This is a genomic window from Pediococcus siamensis (assembly GCF_047220215.1).
Lineage (GTDB): Bacteria > Bacillota > Bacilli > Lactobacillales > Lactobacillaceae > Pediococcus > Pediococcus siamensis.
In genome coordinates this window covers 464922-480779 of record NZ_CP178375.1, presented here as the reverse complement: position 1 = coordinate 480779, position 15858 = coordinate 464922, and the positions used below count along the sequence as shown (strand labels likewise).

Sequence of the window (15858 nt, the reverse complement as noted above, 5' to 3'; positions counted from 1 at the left end):
CGAACATTTTCATAAATGGACTAATTTTCCTTACTGGATAACGGCTACGGATGTTTTATCTCTTGATCCAGAACTCAGACAGACCATACCAATTTCTAAATAACGTTCACATTACCCTGCAACATAAAGATTGGAACCAAATTGGAAATCCGCGAAGAAATGGACAAGTTCCTTACTTTATCTTCAGAACACATCACTAAAATTATGTTTTCTCAAAATGGTTACAGTTTTACTTCAATTAGCGTATACAGAATCAGCATGACGAGAATAGAAAAATCTTTAAAGTCATTCGTATCTCAAGAAATCTTGAACAAACAAGATTTATGTAACGATCTCATGCCAAGAACCTCTATCTCAAAATAGAACACAATAAACAAGACACGTCTTTTTGAAGATCATTAAATTTAATCAGTAGCTTGGACTAGCTGTATCTAAGGTCGAACACAAAAGAAATGATTTTTCTAATCCCACCCATTTTGGCGTTCATTCATTTAGCATTCAGCAGCAAGGTTACTTTAACGTAAATAGCTCTTTTCGTAGTATTCCTCATTACGTTTCAGGTGATTTACAGCAATTATTTATCTTCTAAATAAGTTTCATGATAAATAATTTTTGTTCTTATTGTAAGTACTCATTAACAGCAATTTTACTCGGACTCCATTCTTGTTTGTCAAGTTCAAGTAACAATCCATAAAGGGCACCATAGAGGTTAGCATCATTTTCGAAATACGCTTTAACTATTTCTGGTTTTGTCAATGTTTTAGAGAGTATAGGTACATCTTCTAATAATTGGCTATATTGTTTATTAATCGTTTGAACAACAATCGGCTCTGCACTAATACCACCACCAATAGCATATTTTTCAAGGTCAACAACCGATTGGATATTTAAAATTAGATATGCAATACGGCGGCAATATTGTTCAAATAAGATGTTGGCAACATGATCTTTTTTAATTTTTTTGAATACTGCAATACCATCATTTTTTTGAATTTCTGGATATTTATCAGCAATACTTGAAATCAAATTAACGGCAGATCCATTAAAACCAACCAATTGATCTAATCCTGATTGCTTCATATCTGTCACCATAAAGCTCAGTTCTCCAGCCTGAAAATTCTTTCCTTGTAACAAATGACCATTTACTATAATGCCGCCCCCAACACCTGTTCCTAGTACAATTGCGGCAGCATTATCGATGCCTTTAAGTGACCCTAACCATTGTTCTGCTAAGGCTGCTGCCTTCCCATCGTTTGTAACTGAAATTATTAAGGAAGAATATCTCTTTCTGATTTCTTCTTTAAAATTTAAATTATCTAAAAAAGGTAAGGAGCCACCAAAATGAACGATCCCCTTTTTTGTATCTATCTTTCCTGGACAACTAATTGCCACTCCACGAATTAAAGAAATATTCTGATTAATGATACTAAATAAGCATTTTAAAAATTCATCCAAATTTTTAGTTGGTGTGGGTAAACTTTTCTTTTTTAGTAAGTTACCTGAGCGGTCAATAACACCATACTTAAGATTGGTACCACCAATATCTATACTAAGAAAATTCTTTTGCATCTTATTTTTACCTCCATAAAAAATGTGGCTTTTTCAAGCCACATTTAAACATCAAATCAATTTTTTTCGGTTAGCAACAACATTTGATATTCTTTCATAGGCAAGTGCGTATAAGTATCATTAGTAACTACGTCTGAAAAATGTTTTTGTGTCATATTCCAAGCATCAATTAATTCTGCCGAATATTTTTTCTTATCAGGCAAAAAATCGAGCCATTCAAATTCCGAATGATTTTGACCAAAATAAATTAAAATTTTCTTCTTATCTGGCCGTGCCCCGGCTGCTAATTCCCAATGTGGACCTGTAATGGCTTGCGGAATAACGTATTTAAAGCCCTCACTGTCCATGAGATCCTTAAGATAGTTAATGCGTTTATAGCTCTCACCATACAGTTTTCCACCGTGTGCCCACCAAATTGGTCGTAAAGTATCAGGCTTATCAATATAGACCTCTCCATGGGTTGCACCGCCACCTCGAAGTATTGTACGTGCAAACAAATCAAACATTTGTTGACCAGTCATGTCGCCCCAGCCATAATCAATATTTCCTTCATAACGCATTTCATCAACAATGACCGGTTTTTGATATTCAGAAATCCATTGTGGGACAAAGAAAACTTCATCTGTCTGCACACCTAAATGTGTAATCCATGGTTTGCTATAATCATACCAATTGGTCCTATTCCCCTTATGTACGGGTGGATCATACCAATTATGAACTGATGTTAAGTGACCACTAGGATCCTCATCTTGTATGGTTTGGCCAATACTGTCCCAACTTTTTAAATCAATTTGACCAACCTTATCCATCAAATCGTATTCATTGGCCATTGACCACCAGACATTTTTATAACTTGCAAAACGCGCAATAACATACTGCAGATAGCGAATATTATTTTCTTTGCCCATCCGAGCAAATCCCCAGTGATCATAAGGCTGAAACAAAATAATATCTGCTTCAATTCCCAACTGATCAAGCGCTTGTATGCTTTTTTCAAATTGATCGAAATAAACGGAGTTAAATCTCGTGAAATCAAATCCTATTTTCTTCGGATACCATTCAGAGTAATCAAAGAGACCATCAGTGATTACAGTTGGCTTGCCTTCAAAAGGATACATCTCGGGTTCAAGCGTATTGAACTTCGCACTTTTAGGGAAAATTGACATTCTTATTTTATTAAACCGAGTAAGTTTCAAAGATTTCAGTGTTTGCTTACGAACTTCTTTTGGTTGGAGAGCCCATTCATAGGCAGTGGTCCCAAAAGGAATATATCCAGAACCATCTGCATAACTAAAATGTGTCTTTCCACTAACAATTACAGGCCCATGATTTCCTTCTTCAGGTCCTACACATTCGAACACGTCTGTCTGATTATTTAATTCCGGAACATTTGAAATGGTTTTAACTTCCCATCTTCCTTCTGAAGAAGGCATGTAACGTACTTTATAGACGCCTTCATCACTGTAGAACCCACGCACTTTTACTTGGTGCTCATTTTGTCTAAAAATAGCACTTAGCTCCACTTCTGTATATGGATTCCCATTGGACGGCCCTCTCAAGATCAATTCATATTGACGCCATTTTTTTATTTTTTTCATTTTTTCCCTTTCGTATTATCTATCCTGTTTTATGACAACTGGATTACTTTGTTTCTTCCGAGCAAGTGCCATGAAAGTAAACACAACTGCATCAAATAAGAACAAAACAGCAGCAATCATAAAGCTCGTAACTGAATCTGTTTTTCCAATTAATTTTCCAAGGAGAGCAATAGTGTATGGTGATAAAAATGACGCCACATTATTACCAGCCATAGCAATCGAAATAATTAAATTCTTTGATGCGGAAGGAACATCATCCATGATCGCGCCATAAACATAGGGTACAATAAGTGCTGTTGAAGAAGTTAAAACGAGAAACACCGTGTACATAAACATGTTTGCTGAATGAGCCATTCCTATCATTCCAATGCCACCAATAATCATGACAACAACTGGAGTATAATGTCTTAACACTCTAAAAATTGGACCATAGAACATGGTGATGGCTGCACCAAGAATTCCACCAATGGCTAATGAAGTTGATAAAAATCCTTGATTTGACAGCTTCAATTCTTGGATAGCTAAGCCTGAACCAGTATACGTCGCCATCATGCCATTGAAGTATACAAAGAGCATCAAGATTCCCATCCAAACAATTGGTGAGACCTTTCCTGTCTTTGTTTTCTTATCTTCCACTTCTTCTGAAACTTCTTTTTGATATAGAGTTTCGCTCTTTTTGGGATATCCCCAAACAAATAACAGTATTACTGGAATGATTACCAAATAGACGAAGTATGCACTATGCCATCCCCAAACTAATAGTAATCCCGCAATAAACGTTGCAACACTACTTCCAAAAGCCGAAATTGCAGAACGAATACCAAGAAGATTACGTTGCTCGTCGCCGTGAAAAAAATCACCAATTAAACTAACTGCTAATGGCGTATACATCCCGGTACCAGCACCAAATAAGAATCGACCAACCTCAACTATTGTAAAGTTGTCAGTAAAGGCTGGAATAACGCCACCAATAAGAGACACACTCAGACCTAACAGAACTGTATTTCTTTTACCGATCAATTTAACGATCCAAGTACTTAACAAAATAAAAAGCATAACCGAAAATGAAGGAATCGTAATTAATGCCTGTACAGATGTCGTAGACTGATTTGAAAAATACTTAACCATGTTTGGAACTGTTGCTGAAACAGCACTAGAGGCTTGCATTGTAAGCGCAATGGATAACAAGCCTATTTTTAATGCACGTTTGTTGTATGAACTTGCCATTTTTAATCCTCCTATATTTTAAACGCCAATTACAATTTTCACCGGTGTTTTGTAATCGTTTTCTTTTATGGAACACCATTATATTAAAATTTATTTGAATTAACGTCAACACAATTCTACTAGAATACAGCTAGAATAGTGACGATTGATATAAAAAAGAGTTTCGTTACTTGCCATTAAGTAACAAAACTCTTTTATAATGAATTTCGTTTTACTAAATCCGTTGAAACCAATACCGTTTGTGGCTTCCATTTTTTCCATGCTACCTGTGCTGCCAATTGCTGAACACACTGATTCACAATTTGTTTAATTGGCACGTGAATAGTTGTCAATTCCGGAGAAATTAGCTGCCCTTCTGGAATATCATCAAAACCCATAACAGCAATCTCATCTGGTACGTTAACCCCATTTATTTGTAACTCTTTAATTAAATGAACTGCCATTACATCGTTCTCACAAAAAATTGCTGTCGGTCTATTTTTACGATCAATGAGCCTTTCAATCTCTTCATTATGATCTGGCATCAAAGTCGTTGGCGAGAACGTAATGTAATTATCAGCGGTTATTTCTATCTTTTTTTCATGGAGAGCCGCATAAAAACCACGTCGTCGTTCCTGGAAATTTGAAATCCATACTTGTGAGGCAATGTACCCGATTTCTGTATGTCCACGACTGATAATATATTTGGCTGCGTTGTAAGCGCCTTTATAGTTATCCATCGTCACAAAATCTGCCGTCAAATCAGGAAAGTAAGTATCTACAAATATTGTATATGTAATCTTATTCCTCATTTGCTGGACTTGTTCAGATGTCATATCACTGCCCAAAATAATTGTCGGAATATCAGGCGTTTCAGATACAATGCTATTGAGCTTTTCATCAAACTGACTAATGTTCAAAATTTCTATTTTAAACGAGCTATCAGTCTTTGCGCATAAATCAGCTAGCCCCGTTACTAAATTATCAAAAAAGGGAAGTGAACGATAATTTGCGCCAATCATTCCGTTTTTACTGGTAACAACTAATAATCTGACACGTGCCAACGCCCGCTTATCATTTTTTCTTCGATTTCTGAGAACATGATAACCAGTTTGGTCAATCACTTTAAATATTCTTTTTCGAACTTCATCACTTATTCCAGGTTTCCCGTTAACCGCAATCGAGACGGATGAACGGGATACATGTGCTAACCGCGCAATATCTTCCATTCTTATAGCCATTTTATCACCAGCATCTTGCCGCTATTCTACTAGCGTAAAGTTTAATTCTATCTAAATTATAATTTAAACTCAAAATTAATTCAATTATTTAATTGGCAGTTTATGAATTCCATATGCTTAGTCTAACTAGACTTTAAAATCTCTACACAAAAAGTAGTTCTACAATATCTGTTGTTGGTAATAGAAATTTAACTATTACTGATGACAGATTTTTTATATATTATTTAGTGGTAAACAAAAAAAGTCCTAATCGCCAAATGATTAGAACCTTAAAAATTTCACCAACAGCAGTTAACAAAAACCACTTTTTTGATGCTCCTAAAACTCTCGTCCTTGCAAATAATAATCACGAACCTTTTCAATCTCACTTTCATCGAGGTACCGCAGTTTCACAGTCAAATCTCCAATGCCTTCTTTGACTTTCAGCTTAATATGGCTGATATGTTTTTTCTGCAAATTGATGGTTGTCGAAGCAGTCAGAGCTTGAATTTTTGGCCGTTCGATGAAAAATTGGCGTTTGGTCAGGAACACAACATTTTGTAACCAGATTCGACTTGGTGATTGGATCACGTAAGCTTGCGAACGGTAATCGAGATAACTTGTGAAAACGAAAAATGCCGCTAAAATCCCTACCCCCAATGCTGCATAGCCATTGAAAAACGCAGCAATCACAGTTAAAGCTGCCCCAAATACCAGGCTCCAACGCATAAAATACCATGGACTTGCTTGTTTGAGTGTTCTAGAGGTAGGAATCTTATAATTCCACTCAGGTAATATTTTTGTTAGTGTGCTGTCAAGCTCTTGATCTTTAATAATTGGTAATAAATAAATTTGACTACTGTTGGCATCTTCATCGCCTTGACCACCGGCTAAAATCAGCTGGACGCTCGAAAGTTTGAAGACGTGACGTAAAAGTTGCTGCGAAATCACAATACCCTGAATTTTATCAAGGGGAACTTTTTGAATATGACGATTTAATAAGCCCTTTTCAATTGTCAACTGTTTGCCTACCCGTTGAACTGTAAAATGGAAATACTGAATCAATGTCCGCCCAATTGAAATGACAGCCAGTAACAAAATCACAAAAACCCCAAAAACGGTGACCACTAGCCAACCCAATTCAAAAATCACTCTCATTTGCTGATCAGCAAAATTTTCCCATGTTTTTGGAATATATTGACCGAGAGTCCCCAAAACAGCCATACCGGCGATGAAAACATGCAAGTCTGTGCCACCGAACAATAGAATTTGTGCTAGTGAGACTTGAAAGCGATGTGTAACCTCGGATTTGGTCAATTTCGGTTGATTTGCTTCTAAATCGCCCAATTGAGCCGCTTGTTGATCCACAATCTGATTAGTTAGTTGCTTCTCAGGTTGTAAGAGGTTCCCATTTGGTGCAGATACTCGATACCGTTCAATCAACTCGACCAATTTTTCTGGTACAGCAGTTAATGTTATCTCAGGTTCTACGGGGCCTGAGCTAGCAGTCTCAATCAAGATGTCTACCAGATGAAACGGCCGTAAATAGACCCATTGATTCGTTTTCAAAGTCTGAATGCGATCGTAGGGTATCGTCGTGTTGGTTTTGTTGAAAAGTCCAGCTGAAAATATCAATTGAGCTTCGGATATTTCATATTTCGAGGTGAGATATTTTAACGCTGCTATTCCCAGTAGTAGCACCATCAGGGCAAATAATCCCAACCAAAATAAGCCAATATTTTTCTGGAAATAGAAAAATGAAATGGCAATCAGAAAAAACCAAGTCCGTAAATAATTAATAAAATAGATCACAATCGCGAGTGGATGAAACCGCCGCATCTCAGACATCGACTTTAGCCACCTTCACTAGCTCAATTATTTGTCGCCGTAATTTTTCCGCATCGTTCACGTCTAAACCCGCGATTACGTGAGTCGTTGCCGCAGTATGGATGTGAATTTCCATCAAGCCATATTTTCGCATAAATGGCCCTTGTTTCGTCTCAACATGTTGAATTCGATTCATCGGCACAAATGTCATATTTCTGATCAAATAACCATCTTGGATTGCAATATCCTCGTCAGTAATTGAAAAGCGATGAAATTTGTAGCGGTAAGGAATTAGTTTAAATTGGACCAAAAAGAAAACCCCAATCATGACCAGCAATGCAGAACTTGTCCACTTAAGCCATTGGACATCTGACCAATAAGACATTGATGCCACAAAACTTGCCGCACATAAAGTTAACAGGCCGATCAACCACATCAAATAATTTAACCGCCAAACGGTCATAATCTTCTTCGGCATTGTTTTTGGTAACAGCGAATCCTCCATCAAATCACTCCAATTCCAGAATTGGTAACGCTTTATTCAAGGATATCATGCCAATTTTGACTGTCAAATGAACGAGGAAAATTGTACTCAAAAATACTGCAATCAATAAAGAAGCCCACGTTTGAGCAGCATCAATAACCCCCTTATTTAATCAAGTCTCAGTCAACGAAATTCAATATCCCGAAAAAATCACGGTATTAATTCCGGCGTAATTTAGATAGCAAAAAAAACACACATCCGAGAATGCTTTCGGCGGAGTTGCAGCTGAGCCCCTCTATTTTTAAGGTGATTTGAGTGGTTTTTCAACATTTCAGAAAATTAAAAATGCTTTTATACCGCCCTTTTCACCTCAAGTAACATGTATCAATTATTCCTACTCATCTCCAGCAATCGCAATATTAGAGCCTATCGTTGAGTATTAAGCATTATGAATCTGTATAAATCGTATACAAAAGTAAAAACTCATATAGAGTGAGAACGAGGTGTGTAATTAGCGCCAAGACATTTCTGATTAATTGATACGTTACCTACTAAGCAGATCAAAAATTGGTCTACTTTTTTAATGGTTTTCTTTTTCAATGTTTTCTAATACACCAGTTTCAAGATCATTGTTCTTAAGCTCTGATCCTGTTAAAAACTTAGCAGTGGAAAAATACAAACGATCTTCCCAATCCAATTTTATATCTTTGAGTAACAAACCTTGCTTTACTCTGGGCTGTTCGGTTGCAACAAGATAAAAGCCACTACCGCCCTCGACCATTTCTTGAAAATAGATCTATTTTTTGAGTTTTGGGTTTCATCCATCCATCGATATCTTGAAAAGGTGGCAAACCTTGAATCCTCGTGTTTAAGTCCTAGTTTTTCTGCTCGCTTTTTTGATTCAGCAATATTAGGACCAATAAAGATGAAATAACCTGCTCCTAAATTTTGTTTCTTGGATTTATAGATCCAATTGTCAGAAGGAAACGGAGGTGCTATAAAACTAATAGACATAATGTTCTCTGCTGATTGATCTTGGAGAATATTTTTCCAGTCAACAAATATTTTCTTTCCTGCAACAAAGTCATTAAATACTAACGCAAGAATAGGGACATATCCCTTTTGAAATATATATAGTGCTCCCCTCCAATGTGCACGATTCCAAGTAGGTATATCTATTGGACTGGAAACAAATAAAGTCTTCGCTTCTTTTTCTTCCAATGGTGCAGGCTTGCCCAGTTTAGCTTTTATATTATTGGGTATGCCTAATAGTCTATTGACTAATTTTTTATATTCATCATCATCAGAAACATTGTAATACATGTATAGTTTTAGTGACGAAAGAATAAATTCTTTTTTCCCCACGTCAAAAAAAGCCGCCATATATTTCTGATTATGCAAAGCGGTTTCTGACAACTCTGTCATAATAAGTCCTGATTCCCAAACAGTTCCATCACCAGCAGCGTCACCGTTAGATCTATCAAGATATGCCTTACTGCTCATTACAATGACAAAATCGGCAGTGCGTATTTGATTGTTCATCCATCTTTGCCATCCTTCGCCTGGTGAATCAACAAATTGATCAACATTAGCGTCAATTCCATCACCTCGAAGGCGGTTAGTAAAATCTAAGACCCTATTATTGTATTCTACGTTTTGATGACTATCCTTTTTTCTATCCCCATTGCACCTGCTCAAGCATTTGCCGCTGATGCGAATAACGTTAAAGTCGCAACTGGATCTCAACTTGGCACGCAAAAGCATTCGGCCGTCACCATTGGACTGATTCATATTCAACTTGAGATTGTCTTATCTTCATATCAAGATCAGTTATTGCATCTGGAAAAGAAATTAGAATCTGGTTTATTCTGTGAGGTTGTCGATAAAATCCTGAACGATTCATATGTCGAATACACTCTACTCTGTATACGATTGCTAATCGAATTAGCATTGACGATGTAACATGAGAGAACGGTGAACTCAAATTAATGAAAACTGGCAGCTGGAAATATGATTCATTACCGCACATGCTTATCTCTGGTGGGACTGGCGGTGGTAAAACCTACTTTATTCTCACAATTATTGAAGCTCTGGCAAAAGCAGATGCAAAGCTAACAATTCTTGATCCGAAGAATGCAGACTTAGCCGACGTATTACCCGATGTTTACTTTCAAAAAGAAGATATGTTAGCAGCGCTTAATGACTTTTATGAAGATATGATGGCACGCAATACCGAGATGAAACAAATACTTAATTATAAAACTGGTGAAAACTATGTCTATTTAGGTTTACCTGCACACTTTTTAATCTTTGATGAATACGTGGCTTTTATGGACATGTTAGGTCGAGATTCAATTGAAGTCATGAGTAAACTCAAACAGTTTGTCATGTTAGGCCGTCAATCAGGATTCTTCCTTATCCTTGCTTGCCAAAGACCAGATGCTAAATATCTTGGTGATGGGTTTCGTGATCAGTTTATGTTCCGCGTTGCTTTGGGTAGAATGTCTGATCTCGGTTACACGATGATGTTTGGTGAAACTGATAAGGACTTCTTCCAGAAACCAATAAAAGGGCGTGGTTATGTGGACACTGGTGTTGGTGTAATTAGTGAGTTTTATGCGCCGCTGGGACTGAGAAAACACAAATTCATTTAATGATTAGCTGCTAAATAAGGCTTACTGAACTTAATGACCTAATTAATGGTGTTTTTAAATTTTCGTTTACACTATTAAAAATCATAAACTCTTGTGTCTACTGTTAAACTAACAATAATTATTTTTTGTAAGTGCTTTAACATATTCAACTATTCTTTTATAATTAAAAAGTAATACATCCAACAAAATAAGTTAAAATAAGGGATAAGGGTAATGATAATCAAAAGCTTATTTGTGAACAATTATCGTATGCTCCACAATATAAAAATGTGCTTCGATATGAATGGTAACTATTTAGTAGGAAAAAATAACATTGGAAAAACAAGTACTCTAGTATTAATAGCAACTCTTCTTCAAGGAAAAGACTTTAAGGAAAATGATTTCGGTGATCCCCAAAAACCAATAATTATTGATTTAACACTGAGTATAAGCAAGTACGAGTTTGGAATTTTTGATGACAATTTCTCACCAGATGATGCCAATGAAATCACCTTGCATTTTGTGCAAGAAAATCCTGATGACCGCATAAAAATAACCGATAAATTTTCTAATTCTGTAGTAACGTCTAAACAAATCCGAAAATCAAACTTTGTAGAATACTCTTCAAATATTAAACCAATTCGTGAAAATGATTTAACCGTAAATTACGGAGATTATAAACTTATACCTGAATTGGTCAAAAATTATATATCATCAAATCAACCAATGTCTTTACCAGAGAACGACTACAATCAACAATTAATAACATTTCTAAACGAAAACCTTAAGAAAATTAAAGCATTTAATCAAAACAGTGTTTCTGTTGGTTTCGAAATGGACTATGGCGAGCTTATTACCAGATCATTATCATTAACCGATAACGAAGGAATAAAGTTCTCAAATCTCGGTTATGGTCTACAATTCAGTAGTTTAATACCCTTAAAAATTATTGATATGATAATTTCATGGAACAAATACGGAAAATTAACCGAGCATCTAATCGAAGATGATGATGGGAAATTATGTCTCAACATAATCTTGTGTATTGACGAACCTGAAGTACATCTTCATCCAAATCTCCAGCTTAAGTTAATGAAATATATCAGAACACTTCTAAGTGGAAATGATACCCAGTTTAATTCATTGCTCAAACAACTTTTTAACATAAACTATATACATGGACAATTTTTTGCGGTCACACATTCACCTAATATTTTATCGTCAAATTACCATGAAATTATACGCTTTTTTACAACAGACGATGTGGTTCAAGTTACGTCAGGATCCACTTTAAATTTTGATCTGAAAGTTAATAAACAACTTGAGCGACAATTCCCGTATTTTGCAAATGCCCTATTTTCTGATCGACTTATAATTGTTGAAGGTGATTCCGAACTAGCGGCTCTTCCAATTTTTGCCAACAAGATGAATAAATCTTTGATAGACAATAACGTAAATATAGTAAAATCTGATGGTGTGGAGAGTATACCCTCACTTCATGACCTATTTTTTTCCTTAAATATCAGCACTGTTCTAATATCAGACCGTGATGACGGTAAACGGATTTTGAACTATGATAACTCATTTACAACAACCAAAAAGAGCTTTGAAGAAGAATGCTTTGACGCTATGAGCCTTTCTGATCTGAACACATATCTAAAATCATATAATAAGATTATTAAAAATCAAGATTATGATGGCAGATTCTGGTTTAAAATATTTAACAGTGAGTTGAAAAAAGTTCTTGGTAATTCACCGGACAAATTTTCTTCAATTAATAAAATAATTGACGGCCTATCCGCCGACGAAGAAAGAGAATATAAAGCAAAAATTCTGAATTCTACTGAATTTATGGAAACTGTGATGAAGAATAAATCAATTGTAAATGGTCAACTCATAGCTGATTCGTTGTCAATAATACCGACAGTATATTCTGATGCAATCAAGGCAGCAATCCAATGAAAGATCAAAAATTAGCTGCCAATATTCTAAACAACATAAAATCTGATAAGGAACAAACTTTGGTTGTTACCAATCAGTTCTCTAAATTAATAGTTGAAGCCCCGGCCGGTTTTGGAAAAACATATTCAATGATAAACATGATTAAATATTGGTTTGCAACCGATCAAATAAAAAATTATCAAAGAGTATTGTGTCTATCCTTCAGCGTGAGCGCTGCAAATAGAATGAAAGAGAGTATTGAAAATTCAGTCAACAATAGCGACTCCAGCGCAATGTTGATCCACTATGTACACGCGACAAATTTTCACGGATTATGTCGAAGTATACTTTCAAAATATGGGAGTCTTGTTGGACTCAATGTGCCAGTCAATGATTATAAAAATATTGACCTATCCAAAACAGATATACTACCGCCAATCGAAAAAGATTTCGTCAAGAACTTTGATGATAAAATTAAAGACGCAACAATAAGTGATGAAGGACTAATGAAGGGTATTGAAAAATATAATTCTATTGCAAGAAAATACCTTTTGCCTAATATGTTGTTACCCTTTAATAATCTCATAACATTGGTTCTTGAATTACTTGAAGATCATCCTCAAATAAAAAAGTTTTATAAATATTATTATTCTGCAATTTGTATAGATGAATTTCAAGATACGAATATCTTAGGATTAAGTTTGATTAATCATTTATCCACAGACAAAACTCGAATCATTGCGTTCGGTGATAATATGCAACAAATTTATCACTTTCTTGGAGCAATTCCATCACTGATCGATAAAGAACTTGAATTAGGATTTGAATATATCCGGTTAAAAACAAATTACCGTTTTAGTAATAATTTAGATATGAGAACAATTGATACAAATCTTCGTTCGTACGAGGAGGATTTTGAAAAAGCTAATAGGCTTCCAATCGCGCATATTAAAGCAATTCACGAATCAAATGTTTTTAAGGAAGCAACCAGGCTAAATGAATATATTAACCGATATCCGGATGATAAAATTGCAATATTAGTGTCACAAAATTCACGAACAACAAGAGAATTACTGAATTCTGTCAAGAATAATCAGCCTAAAATCTTTAATGGTTTGTTCAAAGAAGATGATGACTACGTTATCTTATTTCATAATAGAGCATCAGAATTCTACCAAACACGATTTTCAGAACGTACTATACACACACAAGATATACGGTCTTTTATCACTGACTTTTCAAAATTGATAAGAAAGAATGAATATAAGAGCTCATTGCTAAAATTACTTTATGTCTTTTTACAAAAAACAGTTAAGAACTTCAGCCCAGAAAATAGGAATGAGGTTATTTTAACAACACTTGCATCTATTTCTCTCAAACAAAGTATTAATAATATCGATTCTCATGTTGTTATCAGCACCATTCATGGCTCAAAGGGATTAGAGTGGGATCGTGTGATTTTAGCAAATTTTGAGCAAAATGAATTTCCTAATTATTATGGAGTCAAAGGGATCGGAAATTTTGATTCAAGTAACAAACTACAGCCAAATGGTGTGAATGATGATGAAATACGTAAATTAGTAAATCAATTTTATGTTGCCTTTTCCAGAGCAAAAAAAGAATTTTTGATTTCTTATAGTGATCAGCATTGGGAACTTAGCAGTCTCGTAAATTCCCAAATTAGCTGTATAGCCACGTTACCATTTCTCACATTTCAAGATAAATGGTCATAAAGTTCTCCGCAACGCGCCGTGCAACGCGAAAGGCGTGTAAGCGGATTGGTCGGCGTTAGCCGACCAATTACCCCCCCGTATCTAACAGGGGGGTAATAATGAGAATACCAACAACGACTGCGAGCAATAAATGTTAATTTAACAACTAAATATCCATCTATTCATGAATGTAACCTGGAACAGTAAGGTTACATTTTTTATATGGTCAAGGAGGTTATCTATATCTGAATGATCAAATCAACTCAGGCCTAAACGTCGTCAATTATAAATTACCCAATATCAGCTGGCGTTACGAATCGGTATTACTCGTAAACATATCAGCAATATTGAAAATGGTAAAACTTCCCCTAGTCCTTCGCTATAAAAAAGTTGATCGGATTTTTGATAATTGACAAGATGAGCCTGAATTAAATCTCATCTTTGATAATATCCGGATTCGTTTTCCAACTGATGATGTTGATCATCTTGTTAATCAGGTTTTACATCTTAAAAAGGAATATATGCTAGATGAAGATTGATGCTTCTATGGTTACACATTACAACTTTATTTCTTGCACATTCAATTGCTCCTCTCCACACTAAACAACGAACTTGGCACACTCTTAGAATTAAAGGGCCAAGTCGGTCGTGAATTTGAAAGTGTACTTTTAGCCAATAATTTAACTTGGTTTGATTTCTTCCGCGATTGCCGTTCATGAAAAAGCGGTCTTCAAACGAATTGATCTGGCCGTTAACGATACTGATGGTATGCTTGATATACCAGAATTAGTTCGCAAATGTGAGCACACCGAATGTATTTCAATCATGCGTCAATTTGAAAGCACAGATTCTGGAAAAATGAATACAGAAGACAGCAAAATGATTAAGGGTAGTATCCTCCACATTGGCTCGTGTTCTAGTGAAATTTACTTCTATTTTTATAAAAAATGTGGAACAAAACAAAAAGAATGGTGCTGATATGGAATACGAGCCAACTAAAAATCGCTTTGAATTCGGTTCTACAATATCTGTTGTTGGTAATAGAATTTTAACTATTATTGACGACAGATTTTTTATATATTACTTAGGAGTAAATAAAAAAGGATATTTCCTGCCTAACCACCAAACCAATCATGATCCGAGAAAAAAGAAAATTTCCTTATGGATAACATACTACTAAATTACTGTTAAGCATGAAAAATAAACACATAAAATGGTGTCAGAGAAATTAATGACACCATCCGTTACCAAGGCCGAACAGATTACCGTCCAAAGACCTGTCCGCACTTTAGTATTCTCAATGAAGGCCAAATTATTAATTATGGTTGGCACAATACCAACGTCCGACTCGCGAGAACTTTAGGAAATAATGTGCTGTTACAACTTAAGTACTGAAGCTTTCAATGTAAGTGGGGCAGACATATCAAACCCTAAATAACGCTCACTTTGCCCTTCATCAAAAAATCGGAACAACTATAATGCTGCTCTTTGGTATCTAGAGGTCTGTGCCAAAGAAATACATAACATCATAATTTTTTTTAATACAATTATGACGTCTTGTACAAATGAACCATTAAAAGACTCAAATAATAAAATTGAAATCATTAAACGTGTTAGCTACAGACATCACAGTTTTTTCCGTTTCAAGTTTCGGGTTTTATATGCGCT

General features: G+C 35.4%; 11 protein-coding genes and 2 pseudogenes. 6 read left to right on the top strand and 7 right to left on the bottom strand.

Annotation, left to right across the window (positions count from 1 at the left end; genetic code table 11):
• Nucleotides 1-618: 618 nt before the first annotated feature.
• From ACLJJ6_RS02275 to ACLJJ6_RS02245, 7 genes are all read right to left on the bottom strand, one after another.
• On the bottom strand, nucleotides 619-1569 hold the full coding sequence (locus tag ACLJJ6_RS02275) for an ROK family protein (RefSeq protein WP_412989845.1): 951 nt from the start codon (nucleotides 1567-1569) through the stop codon (nucleotides 619-621).
• Between the two features lie 56 nt (nucleotides 1570-1625).
• Nucleotides 1626-3167 carry a DUF5060 domain-containing protein gene (locus tag ACLJJ6_RS02270; protein ID WP_412989844.1) on the bottom strand — a complete coding sequence of 514 codons (1542 nt, stop codon included), beginning with the start codon at nucleotides 3165-3167 and terminating at the stop codon, nucleotides 1626-1628.
• Nucleotides 3168-3182: 15 nt separating this feature from the next.
• Nucleotides 3183-4394, bottom strand: coding sequence for an MFS transporter (locus ACLJJ6_RS02265; RefSeq protein ID WP_412989843.1), 1212 nt, complete (start codon nucleotides 4392-4394; stop codon nucleotides 3183-3185).
• Nucleotides 4395-4588: 194 nt separating this feature from the next.
• Nucleotides 4589-5614, bottom strand: a complete 1026-nt coding sequence (locus ACLJJ6_RS02260) for a LacI family DNA-binding transcriptional regulator (protein WP_412989842.1) — start codon at nucleotides 5612-5614, stop codon at nucleotides 4589-4591.
• A gap of 318 nt (nucleotides 5615-5932) precedes the next feature.
• A complete protein-coding gene (locus ACLJJ6_RS02255) occupies nucleotides 5933-7441 on the bottom strand; it encodes a PH domain-containing protein (RefSeq protein ID WP_412989841.1) in 1509 nt (502 codons plus the stop codon).
• A complete protein-coding gene (locus ACLJJ6_RS02250; RefSeq protein ID WP_412989840.1) occupies nucleotides 7434-7925 on the bottom strand; it encodes a PH domain-containing protein in 492 nt (163 codons plus the stop codon). The genes ACLJJ6_RS02255 and ACLJJ6_RS02250 overlap by 8 nt, the downstream gene beginning before the upstream one ends.
• 705 nt (nucleotides 7926-8630) lie before the next feature.
• Nucleotides 8631-9668 carry an SEFIR domain-containing protein gene (locus tag ACLJJ6_RS02245; RefSeq protein WP_412989839.1) on the bottom strand — a complete coding sequence of 346 codons (1038 nt, stop codon included), beginning with the start codon at nucleotides 9666-9668 and terminating at the stop codon, nucleotides 8631-8633.
• Nucleotides 9669-9683: 15 nt separating this feature from the next.
• Here ACLJJ6_RS02245 and ACLJJ6_RS02240 point away from each other — a divergent pair.
• From ACLJJ6_RS02240 to ACLJJ6_RS02215, 6 genes and pseudogenes are all read left to right on the top strand, one after another.
• Nucleotides 9684-10558 (top strand): annotated as a pseudogene (locus ACLJJ6_RS02240) (helicase HerA domain-containing protein); the annotation flags it as partial.
• A 213-nt stretch (nucleotides 10559-10771) separates the two neighbouring features.
• Complete coding sequence (locus tag ACLJJ6_RS02235; protein WP_412989838.1) at nucleotides 10772-12499, top strand: ATP-dependent nuclease; 1728 nt, start codon at nucleotides 10772-10774, stop codon at nucleotides 12497-12499.
• Complete coding sequence (locus ACLJJ6_RS02230) at nucleotides 12496-14211, top strand: UvrD-helicase domain-containing protein (protein ID WP_412989837.1); 1716 nt, start codon at nucleotides 12496-12498, stop codon at nucleotides 14209-14211. Before ACLJJ6_RS02235 ends, ACLJJ6_RS02230 begins: the two co-directional genes overlap by 4 nt.
• A 268-nt stretch (nucleotides 14212-14479) precedes the next feature.
• Nucleotides 14480-14575: a helix-turn-helix transcriptional regulator gene (locus ACLJJ6_RS02225; RefSeq protein ID WP_412990411.1), complete on the top strand. Its 96-nt coding sequence runs from the start codon at nucleotides 14480-14482 to the stop codon at nucleotides 14573-14575.
• Nucleotides 14576-14627: 52 nt separating this feature from the next.
• A pseudogene (locus tag ACLJJ6_RS02220) lies at nucleotides 14628-14909 on the top strand (hypothetical protein).
• Nucleotides 14881-15168 carry a replication initiation factor domain-containing protein gene (locus ACLJJ6_RS02215; RefSeq protein WP_412989836.1) on the top strand — a complete coding sequence of 96 codons (288 nt, stop codon included), beginning with the start codon at nucleotides 14881-14883 and terminating at the stop codon, nucleotides 15166-15168. Before ACLJJ6_RS02220 ends, ACLJJ6_RS02215 begins: the two are co-directional and overlap by 29 nt.
• Nucleotides 15169-15858 lie beyond the last annotated feature (690 nt).

Coding starts and splice junctions, on each gene's coding strand:
- ACLJJ6_RS02275 (WP_412989845.1), bottom strand. CDS start 1,569: ATGCAAAAGAATTTTCTTAGTATAGATATTGGTGGTACCAATCTTAAG.
- ACLJJ6_RS02265 (WP_412989843.1), bottom strand. CDS start 4,394: ATGGCAAGTTCATACAACAAACGTGCATTAAAAATAGGCTTGTTATCC.
- ACLJJ6_RS02245 (WP_412989839.1), bottom strand. CDS start 9,668: ATGCTTTTGCGTGCCAAGTTGAGATCCAGTTGCGACTTTAACGTTATT.
- ACLJJ6_RS02255 (WP_412989841.1), bottom strand. CDS start 7,441: ATGTCTGAGATGCGGCGGTTTCATCCACTCGCGATTGTGATCTATTTT.
- ACLJJ6_RS02260 (WP_412989842.1), bottom strand. CDS start 5,614: ATGGCTATAAGAATGGAAGATATTGCGCGGTTAGCACATGTATCCCGT.
- ACLJJ6_RS02270 (WP_412989844.1), bottom strand. CDS start 3,167: ATGAAAAAAATAAAAAAATGGCGTCAATATGAATTGATCTTGAGAGGG.
- ACLJJ6_RS02230 (WP_412989837.1), top strand. CDS start 12,496: ATGAAAGATCAAAAATTAGCTGCCAATATTCTAAACAACATAAAATCT.
- ACLJJ6_RS02250 (WP_412989840.1), bottom strand. CDS start 7,925: ATGGAGGATTCGCTGTTACCAAAAACAATGCCGAAGAAGATTATGACC.
- ACLJJ6_RS02235 (WP_412989838.1), top strand. CDS start 10,772: ATGATAATCAAAAGCTTATTTGTGAACAATTATCGTATGCTCCACAAT.